At 48.6% G+C, this 15,611-nt stretch carries 16 protein-coding genes, 1 tRNA gene and 1 rRNA gene; 16 read left to right on the forward strand and 2 right to left on the reverse strand.

Going from position 1 to position 15,611, the window contains the following annotated elements:
- Position 1: 1 nt before the first annotated feature.
- The 5 genes from ATH33_RS08710 to ATH33_RS08730 all read left to right on the forward strand — a co-directional run bounded on the left by ATH33_RS08710 (position 2) and on the right by ATH33_RS08730 (position 3,526).
- Entirely contained in the window at positions 2-1,006 is a 1,005-nt protein-coding gene (locus tag ATH33_RS08710; RefSeq protein ID WP_231564640.1) for a gluconeogenesis factor YvcK family protein, read from the forward strand.
- Positions 1,007-1,021: 15 nt separating this feature from the next.
- Entirely contained in the window at positions 1,022-1,948 is a 927-nt protein-coding gene (whiA, locus tag ATH33_RS08715) for a DNA-binding protein WhiA (protein ID WP_121874291.1), read from the forward strand.
- Positions 1,949-1,964: 16 nt separating this feature from the next.
- Entirely contained in the window at positions 1,965-2,222 is a 258-nt protein-coding gene (locus tag ATH33_RS08720; protein WP_037997428.1) for an HPr family phosphocarrier protein, read from the forward strand.
- Positions 2,223-2,430: 208 nt separating this feature from the next.
- Positions 2,431-3,084, forward strand: coding sequence for a hypothetical protein (locus ATH33_RS08725; protein WP_049720659.1), 654 nt, complete (start codon positions 2,431-2,433; stop codon positions 3,082-3,084).
- Between the two features lie 79 nt (positions 3,085-3,163).
- Positions 3,164-3,526: a hypothetical protein gene (locus ATH33_RS08730; RefSeq protein ID WP_121874292.1), complete on the forward strand. Its 363-nt coding sequence runs from the start codon at positions 3,164-3,166 to the stop codon at positions 3,524-3,526.
- Positions 3,527-3,584: 58 nt separating this feature from the next.
- Here the strand turns inward: ATH33_RS08730 and clpP are convergent, their stop codons facing one another.
- Together clpP and ATH33_RS08740 are read right to left on the reverse strand one after the other, a co-directional pair.
- Positions 3,585-4,166 carry an ATP-dependent Clp endopeptidase proteolytic subunit ClpP gene (gene clpP, locus ATH33_RS08735; RefSeq protein WP_037997422.1) on the reverse strand — a complete coding sequence of 194 codons (582 nt, stop codon included), beginning with the start codon at positions 4,164-4,166 and terminating at the stop codon, positions 3,585-3,587.
- A gap of 412 nt (positions 4,167-4,578) precedes the next feature.
- Positions 4,579-5,277 (reverse strand): creatininase family protein, encoded by a 699-nt coding sequence (locus ATH33_RS08740; protein WP_049720658.1) that lies wholly within the window; start codon positions 5,275-5,277, stop codon positions 4,579-4,581.
- A gap of 143 nt (positions 5,278-5,420) precedes the next feature.
- On the opposite strand from ATH33_RS08740, the gene ATH33_RS08745 reads away from it, so the two are divergent.
- The 11 genes from ATH33_RS08745 (at position 5,421) to ATH33_RS08795 (ending at position 15,503) form a co-directional block, all read left to right on the forward strand.
- Positions 5,421-5,495 (forward strand) — tRNA-Arg (locus ATH33_RS08745).
- A gap of 187 nt (positions 5,496-5,682) precedes the next feature.
- A complete protein-coding gene (gene rpoN, locus ATH33_RS08750; protein ID WP_049720657.1) occupies positions 5,683-7,044 on the forward strand; it encodes an RNA polymerase factor sigma-54 in 1,362 nt (453 codons plus the stop codon).
- Between the two features lie 150 nt (positions 7,045-7,194).
- Positions 7,195-8,217: a sugar-binding transcriptional regulator gene (locus tag ATH33_RS08755; protein ID WP_037996115.1), complete on the forward strand. Its 1,023-nt coding sequence runs from the start codon at positions 7,195-7,197 to the stop codon at positions 8,215-8,217.
- A gap of 62 nt (positions 8,218-8,279) precedes the next feature.
- Positions 8,280-9,284: a type I glyceraldehyde-3-phosphate dehydrogenase gene (gene gap / locus ATH33_RS08760; RefSeq protein ID WP_037996116.1), complete on the forward strand. Its 1,005-nt coding sequence runs from the start codon at positions 8,280-8,282 to the stop codon at positions 9,282-9,284.
- A 115-nt stretch (positions 9,285-9,399) separates the two neighbouring features.
- Positions 9,400-10,584, forward strand: coding sequence for a phosphoglycerate kinase (locus tag ATH33_RS08765; RefSeq protein ID WP_049720656.1), 1,185 nt, complete (start codon positions 9,400-9,402; stop codon positions 10,582-10,584).
- Positions 10,585-10,599: 15 nt separating this feature from the next.
- Positions 10,600-11,367 (forward strand): triose-phosphate isomerase, encoded by a 768-nt coding sequence (gene tpiA, locus ATH33_RS08770; protein WP_037996120.1) that lies wholly within the window; start codon positions 10,600-10,602, stop codon positions 11,365-11,367.
- Positions 11,364-12,905, forward strand: a complete 1,542-nt coding sequence (gene gpmI, locus ATH33_RS08775; protein ID WP_037996123.1) for a 2,3-bisphosphoglycerate-independent phosphoglycerate mutase — start codon at positions 11,364-11,366, stop codon at positions 12,903-12,905. Before tpiA ends, gpmI begins: the two co-directional genes overlap by 4 nt.
- A gap of 18 nt (positions 12,906-12,923) precedes the next feature.
- Entirely contained in the window at positions 12,924-14,222 is a 1,299-nt protein-coding gene (gene eno / locus ATH33_RS08780; protein ID WP_037996125.1) for a phosphopyruvate hydratase, read from the forward strand.
- Between the two features lie 149 nt (positions 14,223-14,371).
- Positions 14,372-14,605, forward strand: a complete 234-nt coding sequence (secG, locus tag ATH33_RS08785; RefSeq protein WP_037996129.1) for a preprotein translocase subunit SecG — start codon at positions 14,372-14,374, stop codon at positions 14,603-14,605.
- A 103-nt stretch (positions 14,606-14,708) separates the two neighbouring features.
- A 5S ribosomal RNA gene (gene rrf / locus ATH33_RS08790) occupies positions 14,709-14,823 on the forward strand.
- A 158-nt stretch (positions 14,824-14,981) separates the two neighbouring features.
- Positions 14,982-15,503, forward strand: coding sequence for a DUF4309 domain-containing protein (locus ATH33_RS08795; protein WP_037996132.1), 522 nt, complete (start codon positions 14,982-14,984; stop codon positions 15,501-15,503).
- Positions 15,504-15,611: the final 108 nt, after the last annotated feature.

The raw sequence follows: 15,611 nt of genomic DNA on the forward strand, positions 1-15,611 counted from the left end.
ATTGTCGGCAAAGAAGAACCTGAATTCGAATGTATTTAGGCGTCCGCGTGTGGTTTGCATTGGTGGCGGTACAGGATTGTCCGTTATTTTACGTGGTTTGAAAAAGTTGCCCATTGAGATCACGGCCATTGTGACCGTAGCAGACGACGGAGGCAGCTCGGGGCGGCTGCGCAATGATTTACGGATGCCTCCCCCCGGCGATATCCGAAATGTTTTGATTGCGCTTGCAGATACGGAACCTCTTTTGGAAAGTGTTTTGCAATACCGGTTCAAAAACGGGGATGGTTTGGCAGGGCACACATTGGGGAATTTAATGATCGCCGCGATGAAAGAAATCACAGGGGATTTCACGCAAGCGGTCAAAGAAATGAGCCGTGTTCTTGCGGTGCGCGGACGGGTTCTCCCTGCCAGTGAGCAGGATGTTGTGTTGATGGCGGAAATGAAGGACGGAAGCATTGTCGAGGGAGAGTCACAAATTCCGCAAACCGGAAAGCCGATTCGCCGTGTTTTTTTAAACCCGCCGGATCCGCATCCCCTTCCCGAGGCGTTGGAAGCCATCGAGGCGGCGGATGGCATCGTGGTCGGGCCGGGGAGTTTGTACACCAGCATTCTTCCCAACCTGTTGGTCAAAGACATGAGCCGGATGATTCGCAAGTCCGATGCCTGCAAGATTTATGTTTGCAATGTCATGACGCAACCCGGGGAGACCGACGGGTTTTCTGCCAGTGACCACATTCAAGCCATTTATGATCACGTTGGTGAACGCTTGTTTGATGTGGCCATCATCAATAATGAGGTCCCACCGCTTGCCATCCAACAGCAATATGCCGAACGGGGCCAAAAGATGGTTTTGCCGGACATGAAAGAGATTCACCGTCTCGGTTGCCATGTCGTTGCCGATAACTTGCTGTTGTATCAGTCTGTATTGCGCCATGACGCCGAACGGATCAGCGGACACATTTTCCGCTTGATACATGAGCGCATGAAAAAGCGGCAAAGTGGTTAAAAGAAGGGATGTTCTATGTCATTTACTGCGATGATCAAAAAAGAATTGACCCAGCTTCAGTCGGAGACTTGTTGCAAGACGGCTGAACTGTCGGCATTGGTCCGGATGAACGGCACGGTTCACATTATGCACAAGAAGCCCATGATCGATATTGTGACTGAAAACCCGTCGACCGCGCGATACATTTTTTCTTTGGTCAAAAATTTGTATCAGATTCATCCCGAGGTGTTGGTGCGCAAAAAAGTCCGCTTGAAGAAAAACAATGTTTATTTGATACGCTTGACTTCGGACACGAGCCGGATTTTGGAAGAACTGCACATCATGAAAAAAAATTCATGGGAAAGGGTCGAAGGAATCTCCCCTGACCTCATTGGCCGTCCTTGCTGCAAAAGAGCTTATTTAAGGGGAGCGTTTTTGGCCGCCGGTTCGGTCAACAACCCGGACAGCGCTTCTTATCATTTGGAAATTGTATCGACTTACCAAGACCATAGTCAATCACTTTGCGAAGTGATGAATCAGTTTCATTTGCATGCCAAAGTGATTGAGCGCAAAAAAGGCTTTGTGGTTTATATTAAAGAAGGGGACAAAATCGGGGAGTTTTTAAATATCATCGGCGCGCATCCTTCTTTGCTCGAATTTGAGAACGCACGCATCATGAAAGATATGAGAAATTCGGTGAATCGGCTGGTCAATTGTGAAACGGCGAATTTGAACAAAACGATTCAGGCTGCCATGCGCCAAATCGAAAACATCAAACGGATTGACCGGGAAATCGGTTTGGAACAATTGCCGAAAAAATTGCGGGAAGTCGCTGAAGCCCGTTTGAAATATCCGGAAGCCAACCTGGCGGAATTGGGCCAGTTGTTGCCGGAAGGAAAGATCAGCAAGTCGGCTATTAACCACCGTCTCCGCAAATTGGAGGAAATTGCGAAGAAATTGTGAAGTAAGGAGGATTGTGATGGTAGAAAAAAAAGTAACCGTTCAGTTGGAAACCGGACTTCATGCCCGACCGGCGGCTTTGTTTGTGCAAGAAGCGAACAAGTTTGCTTCGGATATTTTTGTGGTCAAAGGGAATAAAAAAGTGAATGCCAAAAGCATCATGGGAATTATGAGCCTGGCGGTCTCCCGCGGTACGGAAATCACCATCACCGCGGAAGGTTCCGATGAGGAAGAAGCGGTGGAAAAACTGGTGGAATTGGTCAGCAGACCGGAGTAAAAAAGGAAGCGGGCGTTTTCGGAAGAGAACAAGCCCGCTTTCATGAAGTGGAAAAGAATGTCAAAAACGACACGGAATCGTTGAAAGCATGTCACATTTCCCGGGTATGAATTGTTAAATTTTGACTATGATGGAATTAAATCTGGGGGGAACGTTTGGATAACCGACAAAGAAACCCTTGGATGGATACATATGATTGGAGGAAATTATGGATGCTTTCCTTTATCCGGTTTTGACAATTGGATATCTGGCTTTGTTTATCTGGAGTTTCCGTTCCTTTCGGGAATCTTTTTTTTGGGGGACTTCATGGATTTTATTCATCATTTTGGCATTCGTTTATGACAATTTGGTTTTGTCGCTCGGGATCTGGGTGGGGCAATCCGAATTATTTGAGATGCTGAGCATTGTCCGTTATTTGCTCCATGTTTTGCTGATTCCGACGCTGGTGTATGTATCCCTTGATATTATGCGGCGCATCCGTATTGAATGGTCGGAATACTTTGTGACCCATGTGGTGTATCACCTTTATACTTTTTTCTTGACGGTGCTCGGAATCTTCACCAATTTTTTGTGGGTGGAAATCGTCCCGAAAAAAGTGAGCGGAGTGGTGCAATATGTGCCGCAACAGATCCAATTTCCGGTTGTGTTGATGCTTGTGATGATCCCGCTTGTTATTTCCGGCTATTTGGTGTGGAAAAAGTTGCGCTGGCCCGTTTTGATATCAGGGATCGCATTGACCGTGATCGGAGGCGGATTGGCCTATGCACTGAAACTTCCGGGCATGGCCGCGCTGTTCCATTTTATCCTGATGGGAAGCCTGGTATTGACGGAACAAAGATTGAAAGCAGAGGATTATGAATAACAGGTCGAAGCCGTTGCTTCGGCTTTTTTGCGCATAAAGAACGCTTTCCTTCATCAAACTAGAAAGGGAGGTGTTCTTTGTGAAGCGGTTTTTTTGCCTTTTTCTTTGTCTTTTATCCGTCATGTTGTTTGCCTGCCAAAGGTTTGAAAAGCCCGCAGAACGGGAAGGGCTGGACAAAGACAGCCACTCTTTCACCAATATGGGTTTTCCGGAAAGCAAGATGAAGCAGGTGGCCAGAGATGTGGAAGGCGTGGAAGATGTCCGCGTGGAGTATAAACAACAAAAGATCATCATGTACATTTTGCCGGAAAAACACATTCCATCTTCAAAGTACCGGAATTTGGCCAACCGGGTTTATGAAAAAGTGAACGAGGCCACCCCGTCAAATCCGTTTCATGTGAAAATTGTCCCTCCTGAAAAGTGGATGGAGACGCCTTATTAATCCGTAGAAAGCATAAAAAGACCTTGGGAGGTCACCCAAGGTCTTTTGGCATCGAAGCTTATTTGTGTTTCATGACTTGGTCGATCAAACCGTATTTCAGTGCTTCTTCCGCACTCATAAAGTAATCGCGGTCGGTGTCCCGTTCAATTTTTTCCAACGGTTGCCCGGTGAATTCGGAGAGCAGCTTGTTCAAGCGGTCTCTGGTCCGCAAAATTCGTTTCGCCCGGATTTCTATGTCGGAAGCCTGGCCTTGCGCCCCGCCCAGTGGCTGATGGATCATGACCTCGCTGTTGGGAAGGGCAAACCGTTTTCCTTTTTTTCCGGCGGCCAGCAGGAATGCGCCCATGGATGCGGCCAATCCCACGCAGATGGTGGAGACATCCGGTTTGACGTATTGCATGGCATCATAAATGGCCATTCCCGCGGTGATGGAGCCGCCTGGCGAGTTGATGTACAGATGGATGTCCTTTTCCGGGTCTTCGGCTTCCAAAAAGAGAAGCTGGGCCACGATTAAGTTGGCGACTTCGTCGGTCACCGGGCTTCCCAGCAAAATAATCCGGTCTTTCAAAAGGCGGGAATAAATATCATAGGAACGTTCACCGCGATTGGTTTGTTCCACAACCATTGGGATTAGATTCATCTATCAGGGATGCACGGATCGTCCGGCACCCTTCCCTCCTTTCAAGGATCAAGGATGGTTTTCATTCGGTAAGGTTCATCTGTCCACATGGATGTTGCTTTACTTTTATGATACCCCAAAGGTCAAAAAAGGTCAAATCAATTTTGACGAATAAAAAAACAGGGCCTTCAAGGGCCCTGAAATAAAAGGGATTTATGTCATAAGGGGAATCCCATAAGAAAAAGAAGGGGGAGGACGAAGCTGGGACTTCGTCCATAAACAGAATTTAGAAACAGAGAAGGCCTTTTCTAACGTGACGAAAAAGCTTTGGGAACAAAATAGTCTGGTTAGGAGGACCATTTACTTAACAGACGCAAGGAACAGAAAAAGAGTTGCAGAGAAAAAATTTTTTTTCAAAAGTTTTTTATCGCTTTCATATTTGCAGAAATTCCGTCACGGTTTGGTCAATCTGCCGGACCAATTCATTGAATAACTTTTCCCCTTTTTCTTTGGAAGCACGGGTGGGATAACCGATGGTTCCCGTTTTGGTATATGCCTGCATTCCCAAAACTTCCAACAAGGGACGGTCGGAAACTTCCACATCTTCCGCTTTTTCCAATTGCACCGCTTGTTCCTGCAACAAATGGAGCAAGATGGAAGTTTCCCCTTCTCCGGCATGCATATCCTGAGAGGGGGTGGATGACAATCCCGCTTTTTGGTAAGCTTGTTCCCAGTGTTTCCGGCTCGGGGCGATCAAAAGTCTGCTTTTGCTTTGATTGAGCTCCTGGGCGAAGTTGGAAAGCAGTTTGTTTCCTCCGTGGCCGTTGATGATGACGCAACGCTTGACCCCGGATTGTTCCAGAGAAGAAAGCACATCTTTGACAATGGAGAACAGCGTCTCGATGCGGAGGGAGATGCTGCCGGGAAAGCCCGCATGCTCAAAGGAGCAAGAGTAAGGCAGAGTGGGAACGACAAATGCCTGATGTTTCATTGCCAGCTTTTGGGCGATGGCGGTCGCAATGAGGCTGTCCGTATTGGTGGGCAAATGGTATCCGTGCTGCTCGGTGGATCCGATCGGAAAAAATGCCAGCTCCATGTCTTTGAAATCTGGCCATGTTGGAAAATGGTTCATGTTTCGGCTCCCCTTTTCTTTTTTGAAATGTATTCTGGGTTTAGTGTAGAGCATCCTGCGGAAATTGGAAATAATTTTCCCAAAAACATCTTGCATGATTATTTTTTCCGTGATATAATTTCTTTCGTCAACTCGAAAAACGTGCGCCTATAGCTCAGGGGATAGAGCACTGGTCTCCGGAACCAGGTGCCCAGGTTCGAATCCTGGTAGGCGCACCATCAGAAGAAAAAGGTGCTTTTTATGCAAAAAGCACCTTTTTTTGTTTTTTTGCCCTTTTTTCAAGGAAGAGAGTGGTAAAAAAAGCGTAAAATGATGAATGGTATATTATGATAAAATATAATTGAAATTGTTTATTGAAGAAATTATTGAGCTGCATATATGATGAAGGCGGAGGTGGATGAGAGAATGGCTCTGCAAGTGGGTTTTGGCTTGATTCAGGAACAGCGGATGAAGATGGTGATGACCCCGGAACTGCGCCAAGCGATTCAGATTTTGCAATTCTCCGCAACCGATTTGCGAAAATATATAGAGGACCAAATGATGGAAAACCCGGTTTTGAATGTTTCCGAAGCAGAGAAAAAAGAGCCGGATTTGGACCGGTGGATGGAGTATATGCGTGACTTGCCCCGGCAAAGCAGGATCGGCTACCGGAAAGAACCGGACGAACCGTCGTTTGAGTCTTTTGTCACGGGACATCAAACGCTGGCCGATGAATTGGAAGCGCAACTTTGCGAGTATTCCCTGACTTTAAAAGAACGGAAGGTTTGTTTGTATTTGATTCACAATCTGGATGAAAAGGGATATTTGGATTTGGGTTCCGGTGAAGCATGTAAGCGCTTGCATATCGATGGCGGGATGTTTGCAAAGTGTTTGAAGGTGATTCAATCGATGGAGCCGGCTGGTGTGGGTGCCCGCTCGCTGGGAGAATGTGTGGAGCTGCAGTTGTGCCGGCGGGAGAGTGTCAATGAAACAGCCATCCGCATTGCCCGGGAGCATTTGCGGGATGTGGCGGATGCCAAATGGCGCAAGATCGCCGATGCCTTGCAAGTGGATCTGAGTGAAGTGTATCGTGCGGTGGAAGAGATTAAATCGTGCAATCCCAAACCCGGTCTTCAATTTCATTCATCTCCTCCCCGTTATGTGTCACCGGATGTGTATGTCGAGAAAATGGAGGATGAATACGTGATTCTCCTGAATGAAGGGGATATGCCGAATCTGACCGTGAACCGGTATTATCAGCAATTGTTGCGGCAAAAAGATGAGTTGGGCGAAGAGGTTAGCCGGTATCTGAAAAACTGGGTGCAGTCCGCTTTGTGGCTGATGAAGGGGATTGAGCAGCGCAGAGACACCATCTACCGTGTTGCCCAAGCCATTGTGAAGCGGCAGCGTGACTTTTTTGAGCTCGGGGTTGATCATTTGAAGCCGCTTACATTGAAGCAAATTGCCGAAGAAGTCGATCTCCATGAATCGACGGTCAGCCGGGCGACCCAGCATAAATACATGCAGACGCCAAACGGTTTGTTTCCGTTCCGTTTTTTCTTTCCTTCCGGCTTACAGACCGATACCGGAGTGGACATGGCGCAAAGTGCGGTGCAGAAAAAAATCCGGCAAATGATTGAAAACGAGGATAAAGCCAAGCCGTTATCCGATCAGAAGATTGCGGATCTGTTGAAGGCAGAGGGGGTTTCGATCTCCCGGCGCACCGTGGCCAAATACCGGGATGAAATGGGAATCGCATCATCTGCAAAACGAAAGCGTTTTCTGTGAATGTTCAATAAAATCAGGCCGGAGGAAACTTGTCAAAGACTGCCCTCTTAGGATAAAATAAAACTGATCCCAGCATCGGGGATTTTTTTTGGAGTGATTGGGACGATTTTTTCTACACGGGACATATCGCGTCCCAATGGTGGGGGTTTGATGAAAAATCTACTCAATTTGCAGAAACAATTATTGCCTGACTTGCTGAGGGTTATGCATAAGCGGTATGAGATACTGCGGCATATTCAATTGATGCAACCCGTGGGACGGCGGAGCCTTTCCGGCGTGTTGGATTTCACCGAACGCGTGCTTCGTGCCGAAGTCGATTTTTTAAGGACACAGGATTTGGTGGCTGTTGACTCCAGCGGCATGAGGCTGACCCAAAGCGGAGCCGATTTGTTGTCCGAGATGGAACCGATGATGAAAGAGCTGTTTGGACTCAATCAATTGGAGCGTGATTTGGAGTCCTGCCTCAACTTGAAAAAAGTCATCATTGTTCCCGGCGACTCGGATCAATCGGATTGGGTGAAAAAAGAAATGGGAAGGGCTTGTGCGCGATTCCTCCGGAAAATTGCAGAACCGGATCAGGTGATTGCCGTCTCCGGAGGGAGCACCATGTTGGCTGTCGCGGAAATGATGATGCCGTCTTCCGCTTTCAAATCCACCATGTTTGTTCCGGCCCGGGGAGGGGTCGGGGAAGCGGTGGAATTGGAAGCAAACTACATTGCTTCGCTCATGGCCAAAAAAACCAAAGGCCATTACCGCATGATGCATGTGCCGGACCAAGTCAGCGACCAGGCTTACCAAACGTTGCTTCGCGAACCGCATATTCAGGAAGTGCTGGAATCCCTTAAAAGAGCGCACATTGTCATTCACGGGATTGGCAATGCTATGACTATGGCAGTGCGGAGAAAATCAAGCCAAGCCGTCTTGGACAAGTTGCAGCGTGAACAGGCGGTTGGGGAATCTTTCGGATATTACTTCAACCGCAACGGGGAGATTGTTTACCGTGTGCAATCCTTGGGTTTGAAGTTGGATGATTTGGCCAATGCCAAAAATATCATTGCGGTGGCGGGCGGCTCGAGTAAGGCGGAAGCCATCCGGGCCATCAGCACCAAGGTTTCCAGAGATATTTTGATTACTGACGAGGGAGCCGCCAAAGCGATTTTGTCGCTGGAATGAGACCGCTTGGACGGTTCCGTCCTCAGTGATACTTTGCATAGATAACAAGGAGGAATTTTACCATGATCAAAGTGGGAATTAACGGATTTGGCCGTATCGGACGCAACGTTTTCCGGGCAATGATGAACCATCCGGAATTGGAAGTGGTGGCTGTCAATGATTTGACAGACTCCAAAACACTGGCCCATCTTCTGAAATATGATTCGGTTCATGGAAAATTCGACGGCGAAGTGGAAGCCACCGAAAACGGCTTCAGCGTCAACGGCCGGGAAATCAAAGTGTTGGCTGAACGCGATCCGGCCCAAATCAAATGGGCAGACTATGGTGTGGAAATTGTTGTTGAATCCACCGGGCGCTTCACCAACCGGGATGACGCCGCCAAACACCTGATCGGCGGAGCCAAAAAAGTGATTATTTCCGCTCCGGCCAAAGGGGAAGACATCACGATTGTGATGGGGGTTAACCATGAAAAATACGACCCTGCTTCCCATCACGTGATTTCCAATGCATCCTGCACCACCAACTGTCTTGCACCTTTTGCCAAAGTCTTGCATGAGAACTTCGGCATCCGCCGCGGTTTGATGACCACCGTCCATGCTTACACCAACGACCAACAAATTTTGGACCTGCCTCACAAAGACTTGCGCCGTGCACGTGCAGCGGGTCAATCAATCATTCCGACCACCACGGGGGCTGCCAAAGCCGTTTCCTTGGTACTGCCTGAATTGAAAGGGAAATTGAACGGTTTTGCCATGCGGGTTCCGACCAAAAACGTATCTGTTGTGGACTTGGTTGCCGAATTGGATCAGGAAGTCACCGCTGAACAAGTGAATGAAGCGTTGCGCAAAGCGGCAGAAGGAGAGTTGAAAGGCATCCTCAACTATTCCGAAGAACCGCTGGTGTCTGTCGACTACAACGGTGATCCTCATTCTTCCACCATTGATGCACTGTCCACGATGGTATTGGAAGGAAACATGGTGAAAGTCGTTTCCTGGTATGACAATGAATGGGGTTACTCCAACCGCGTGGTGGATCTGGCCAGCTACATTGCCAGCAAAGGTCTGTAAAGTTGAAAGATCAATAAGTTATACTAATTGAAAATATGCTATACTGATTTCGGAATTGAACCTGAAAAGAGGAGAACCATTCTCCTCTTTCTCATGCATTAAGGAGGGAGTCCCCTTGAACAAGAAATCAGTCAAAGATGTGGATGTACGCGGAATCCGCGTGTTTTGCCGCGTGGATTTCAACGTTCCGTTGCAAAACGGGAAAATTACTGATGACACCCGGATCCGTGCGGCCCTTCCCACCATCCGCCATTTGGTGGAACAAGGCGCCAAAGTCGTGCTCGCCAGCCATCTGGGACGGCCGAAAGGGAAAGTGGTGGAGGAGTTGCGTTTGAATCCGGTGGCCGAAAGGCTTTCGGAATACTTAAAGCAACCGGTGATCAAAGTTGATGAAGTGGCAGGTCCGGAAGTGGAAGAAAAAGTGTCAACGTTAAAGAACGGAGAAGTGTTGCTTTTGGAAAACGTCCGTTTCCATCCCGGTGAAGAAAAAAATGACCCGGAGCTTTCCAAAGCCTTCTCCCGTCTCGCTGATTTATATGTCAATGATGCCTTCGGCGCCGCTCACCGCGCCCATGCGTCCACAGCCGGAGTGGCTGAATATCTGCCGGCCGTTGCCGGGCTTTTGTTGCAAAAAGAAATTGAAACGTTAAGCAGTGCGCTCAACAATCCGAAACGTCCGTTCACGGCGATTATCGGTGGAGCCAAAGTGAAAGACAAGATCGGCGTCATTGAAAATTTGCTGGATAAAGTGGACCATTTGATCATCGGCGGAGGATTGGCTTATACATTTGTCCATGCCAAAGGATATGAAATCGGAAAATCGTTGTTCGATCCGGATAAAGTGGAATTGGCCAAATCATTCATGCAAAAAGCGGAAGAAAAAGGTGTCCGGTTTGAACTGCCGGTGGATGTGGTGGTTGTCGATGAATTCGGCCCCAATCCTTCCACGGTGAAAACAGTGGATATTGATCAGATTCCCGAAGACATGGAAGCGGTCGATATCGGCCCCAAAACAAGAGAACGGTACAAGGCGATTGTGAAAGAGTCCAAGCTGGTGATCTGGAATGGCCCCATGGGTGTTTTTGAATTTGATCAATTTGCCAAAGGAACCAATGCCGTGGCTGAAGCCGTCGCTGACAGCGAAGCCATGACCATTATCGGTGGCGGGGATTCGGCAGCAGCCATCAAAAAATCCGGATTGGCCGATCGGGTTGATCATATTTCCACCGGCGGTGGCGCATCCTTGGAGTTTTTGGAAGGAAAAGAATTACCGGGAGTGGCGGTGCTACAAGATCAATAACAGGAGGTTGCTTCGATGCGGAAGCCAGTGATTGCAGGAAACTGGAAAATGCACAAAACCATTGACGAAGCATTGCTTTTTGTCAAAGAGCTGAAGGAGACTGAGCTCCCTCAAGATGTGGAGACGGTTTTGTGCGCACCATTCCTGGCATTGCCTGCATTGGTGGAAGAGACCAAAAACAGCGGGATCGGAATCGGTGCGCAAAACGCCCATTATGAAGAACAAGGCGCATATACCGGTGAAGTGAGTTTGCCGATGTTAAAAGCTGCAGGCGTGCAGTACGTGATTTTGGGGCACTCGGAGCGGCGCGCTTATTACAATGAAACGGATGAAGACGTGAATAAGAAAACCAAAGCGGCTCACGCCCACGGCTTGATCCCGATCGTATGCGTCGGGGAAGTGTTGGAAGAAAGAGAAAGCGGCAAAACCATGGAAGTCGTTGCCGCACAAGTGAAATCTGCTTGTGAAGGGCTTTCTGCCGAAGAAATGAAAAAAACGATCATTGCCTATGAGCCGGTTTGGGCCATCGGCACCGGAAAAGCTTCCACGGCTGAAGATGCGGAGGAAGTTTGCTCTTTCATCCGGAGCACCATTTCCGACTTGTATGATGCATCTGTGGCCGAAGCGGTGCGGATTCAATACGGCGGCAGTGTGAAACCGGAAAACGTGGCTTCCTTCATGAAGCAGAAAAACATTGACGGAGCGTTGGTGGGCGGAGCCAGCTTGAAGCCGGATTCGTTTGCTTCGTTGGTAAGTCAGGCAAGTGAAGGTGAGAAACAATGAACCGACCCAAACCAGTGTTGTTGTGTATTTTGGATGGCTTTGCCCTTCGGGAGGCACGGGAAGGAAATGCCGTCAAGCAAGCCAACAAACCGAATTTTGACCGCTATTGGAACGAATATCCGCATGCAACGCTCGAGGCAAGCGGGGAAGCCGTCGGTCTTCCTGACGGACAAATGGGAAACTCCGAAGTGGGGCATTTGAATATCGGTGCCGGACGGATTGTGTATCAGGATCTGACCCGGGTGACCAAGGCAATTGAAGACAGCAGCTTCTTTGAAAACGAAGCGTTCCTTCAAGCGATTGAACACGTGAAAAAGAACCAAAGCCGCCTCCATTTGTTCGGACTGCTTTCCGACGGCGGGGTGCACAGCCACATCAACCATTTGTTTGCGCTTTTGGATCTGGCTGCCAAAGAAAAAGTGGAAGAAGTTTATGTGCATGCGTTTTTGGACGGGCGCGACGTGGCGCCGGACAGTGCCGTCCAATACATCCGGCAGTTACAGGAAAAAATGGATGAAGCCGGTGTCGGCAAGATTGCCACGGTTCAAGGACGTTATTATGCAATGGACCGTGACAAACGGTGGGATCGGGTGGAAAAATCCTATCGTGCCATGGTTTATGGAGAAGGTCCCCGGTACGGCGACCCGGTGGAAGCGGTACAAGCCTCCTACCAAGAGTCTGTCTATGACGAATTTGTGGTCCCGACGGTCATCGTGGATAAAAACGGAGAACCGGTCAGCCAAATCCGCGATCATGATGCAGTTATTTTTTACAATTTCCGTCCGGACCGGGCGATTCAACTTTCCCTCGCCTTTACCGATCCGGACTTTGACGGGTTTGACCGCGGTTCGGAGCATCCGCAAGACCTGGCTTATGTCTGCCTGACACATTACAGTGATGCGGTAAACGGCGAAGTGGCCTTTAAACCGACTGATCTCGCCCAAACGCTTGGGGAAGTGGTCAGCCGGCATCAACTGAAACAATTGCGGATTGCAGAAACTGAAAAATACCCGCATGTCACCTTTTTCTTCAGCGGCGGGCGGGAAGAGAAGTTTCCGGGTGAAGAACGGATTTTGATCAATTCGCCGAAAGTGGCGACTTACGACCTCAAGCCCGAGATGAGTGCCTATGAAGTGGCCGATGCGCTTTGCCGGGAAATCGAGGCGGAAAAACATGATGTGATTATCTTGAACTTCGCCAATCCGGACATGGTGGGCCACTCCGGAAAACTGGAACCGACGATCCGGGCGGTGGAAGCCGTTGACGAATGCCTGGGGAAAGTGGTCGACCTGACAATTGAAAAAGGCGGAGTGGCCGTGATTATCGCCGATCACGGAAACGCAGACATGGTGGTGAATGAAGACGGAAGTCCGCACACTGCCCATACCACCTTCCCGGTTCCTTTTATCGTGACGAAAAAAGGAGTGACCTTGCGGGAAAAAGGGATTTTGGCGGATGTATCTCCCACCTTGCTCCATCTGTTGAACATTGAACAACCTGAAGAAATGACAGGAAAATCGATGATCAAATCCAAATAAAAGTGAGGGATCAAGCAAATGACAACCATCATTGAAGTTTATGGCCGCGAGGTTTTGGACTCCCGCGGGAATCCGACGGTGGAAGTGGAAGTCGTATTGGAATCCGGTGCAACGGGACGCGCCATCGTACCGTCCGGTGCATCGACCGGTGCTTATGAAGCCGTTGAATTGCGTGACGGGGATGAAGAGCGTTTCTTGGGCAAAGGTGTGCTCAAAGCGGTTCAAAACGTAAATGACGTGATTGCCCCCCAACTCACGGGAATGGATGCACTGGACCAAGTGGCGATTGACCGTGCCCTGATCGAAATGGATGGCACCGAAAACAAAGGAAACCTGGGTGCCAATGCCATTTTGGGAGTATCCATGGCAGTTGCGCGCGCTGCCGCAGAGGCTTTGGGGGTTCCGTTATATACTTACTTGGGCGGATTTAACGCAAAAGTGCTGCCGGTTCCGATGATGAATATTTTAAACGGCGGCGCTCATGCCGATAACAATGTGGATATTCAAGAATTCATGATTATGCCCGTCGGTGCGGAAAGCATGCATGAAGCGGTCCGGATCGGCGCCGAAATCTTCCATAACCTGAAAAAAGTATTGAAAGAAAAAGGCTATGCGACCGGCGTGGGCGACGAAGGCGGATTCGCCCCGAACTTGAGTTCCAACGAAGAAGCTTTGTCCACGATCGTGACCGCCATTGAACGTGCCGGATACAAACCGGGAGAAGAAATCATGCTGGCGCTCGATGTGGCTTCCAGCGAAATCTATCGTGACGGCAAATATCACTTTGCCGGGGAAAACATCAGCCGCACTTCCGAGGAAATGATCGATTTCTATGAAGAATTGATTTCAAAATACCCGATCATCTCCATTGAGGATGGCTTGGCAGAAGACGATTGGGATGGATGGAAAAAAATGACCGAGCGTTTGGGTGACAAAGTGCAACTTGTCGGGGACGACTTGTTTGTCACCAACACCACCCGCCTCAAAGACGGAATTGAAAAAGGTGTTGGTAACTCCATTCTGATCAAAGTCAACCAAATCGGCACACTCACCGAAACCTTTGATGCGATTGAAATGGCAAAACGTGCCGGATATACCGCAGTGATTTCCCACCGCTCCGGGGAGACTGAAGACACCACCATTGCGGACATCGCCGTTGCAACCGGCGCCGGTCAAATCAAAACCGGGGCTCCTTCCCGCACGGATCGTGTGGCCAAATACAATCAATTGATCCGCATTGAAGATCAATTGGGCCATATCGCTCAATATCCGAAGCGTTCCGCATTTTACAACCTGCGCTCCATCGAAAAAGAATGACCGACATCTCATAAAGGGCACGGGGAAAATTCCCTGTGCCCTTTTTTGTTTGAATGTCCGACGGTCTTTTGTCTGTTGACGCCGGATTATTGAAATGCCGATTCGAATATGATAAAGTCATCTAGAGAGACGGCAAGGAGGTTGTGAACGTGGCGCTTGTTTCAAAATGGGTCCTTGCAATCATTTGCATCGGGTTGATTGTCGTTGTCCTGCTGCAACCTGGAAAAAGTGCAGGGTTGTCCGGTGCGATTGCAGGTGGAGCTGAACACCTGATGGGAAAAGCAAAAGCACGCGGTTTGGATGCGCTGTTGCACCGGTTAACCGTGGTGTTGGGAGCCTTGTTTATTATTGTTGCTTTGGTTGTTGCTTTCTTTTTGAAGTAATCTAAAGCTGGAATTCCTTAAGAGATATCTTTAAGGAATTCTATTTTATTTTTTTTAAAAAAAGACTTGCCAAGAGGATAAGGACATGCTATTATAATAAATGTCTGGTGACCATAGCGGAGGGGATCCACCCGTTCCCATCCCGAACACGGAAGTTAAGCCCTCCAGCGCCGATGGTACTTGGGGATGACCCCTGGGAGAGTAGGTCGTTGCCAGGCAAAAAAACCACGACGTTTGTACGTCGTGGTTTTTTTGTTGTTTTTACAAGGGTTGAAAAATGAAGCATTTATATGAATTTTCTATATGATATTCCGGTTTTTCTTCGTATAATGGAATCAGAAGGGGGCCATTCGCTGCCGGAAAGGAGAGGATTCCCGTGAAAAGAAGCTTTCGTCTTTTGTCTTTTGCATTGATAGCGGGGCTTCTTGCCGTTTTTGCGCTTCCCTTGTCATCTGCGGCGGCTTCCGCGAATAATGACGCAGGGGCGTACCTGGAACATATCATGTGGCTGGCGCAAGAAAAGAAAACCTTAAACAGCGGCCCTTTTCAGGTGGGCAGTTTGCTGGATGAGGTGAAGAAGTGGTGGGGCGAGCCGGATGACGACTCCGGTGTGGCGGCCAACTATTGGAACCGGAACATCCGCTTTATTTATGATCCCGATCAAAAGGGAAACCCCGTCACATGGGTGGAAGATTTTGATCCCGCCCTGCAAAAGATCACATTGGAAGAATTGCTTGACACATTGGGGGAAGCGGATCGGTTTGTGGAAGCGGAGGGAGATTATTATGTCACCTATTTGCTCAACGATGGCCATGAAATCACGTTTGTTTTAAATGTCCCCATGGAAGGGCAAACTTCGACAGTTCATCTGTATTATGTGACGGAACATACCCCATAATCCTTTGGTAAGTCCATCTTCGGATGGATTTTTTGTTTGGGAAGTTCCGGTCGGATTTCTTTCCATTTTTTCATCGGGTGTGCTATGGTTAGAATATTAAAAAATAAA

It is taken from the genome of Thermoactinomyces vulgaris, assembly GCF_003688725.1.
In the GTDB taxonomy this organism is placed as follows: domain Bacteria; phylum Bacillota; class Bacilli; order Thermoactinomycetales; family Thermoactinomycetaceae; genus Thermoactinomyces; species Thermoactinomyces vulgaris.

What these genes read in the sequence shown, in the direction of transcription:
- gap (WP_037996116.1), top strand. Translation starts at nt 8,280, where the DNA reads ATGATCAAAGTGGGAATTAACGGATTTGGCCGTATCGGACGCAACGTT.
- ATH33_RS08720 (WP_037997428.1), top strand. Translation starts at nt 1,965, where the DNA reads ATGGTAGAAAAAAAAGTAACCGTTCAGTTGGAAACCGGACTTCATGCC.
- ATH33_RS08755 (WP_037996115.1), top strand. Translation starts at nt 7,195, where the DNA reads ATGAAAAATCTACTCAATTTGCAGAAACAATTATTGCCTGACTTGCTG.
- rpoN (WP_049720657.1), top strand. Translation starts at nt 5,683, where the DNA reads ATGGCTCTGCAAGTGGGTTTTGGCTTGATTCAGGAACAGCGGATGAAG.
- eno (WP_037996125.1), top strand. Translation starts at nt 12,924, where the DNA reads ATGACAACCATCATTGAAGTTTATGGCCGCGAGGTTTTGGACTCCCGC.
- tpiA (WP_037996120.1), top strand. Translation starts at nt 10,600, where the DNA reads ATGCGGAAGCCAGTGATTGCAGGAAACTGGAAAATGCACAAAACCATT.
- clpP (WP_037997422.1), bottom strand. Translation starts at nt 4,166, where the DNA reads ATGAATCTAATCCCAATGGTTGTGGAACAAACCAATCGCGGTGAACGT.
- gpmI (WP_037996123.1), top strand. Translation starts at nt 11,364, where the DNA reads ATGAACCGACCCAAACCAGTGTTGTTGTGTATTTTGGATGGCTTTGCC.
- whiA (WP_121874291.1), top strand. Translation starts at nt 1,022, where the DNA reads ATGTCATTTACTGCGATGATCAAAAAAGAATTGACCCAGCTTCAGTCG.
- ATH33_RS08725 (WP_049720659.1), top strand. Translation starts at nt 2,431, where the DNA reads ATGGATGCTTTCCTTTATCCGGTTTTGACAATTGGATATCTGGCTTTG.
- ATH33_RS08740 (WP_049720658.1), bottom strand. Translation starts at nt 5,277, where the DNA reads ATGAACCATTTTCCAACATGGCCAGATTTCAAAGACATGGAGCTGGCA.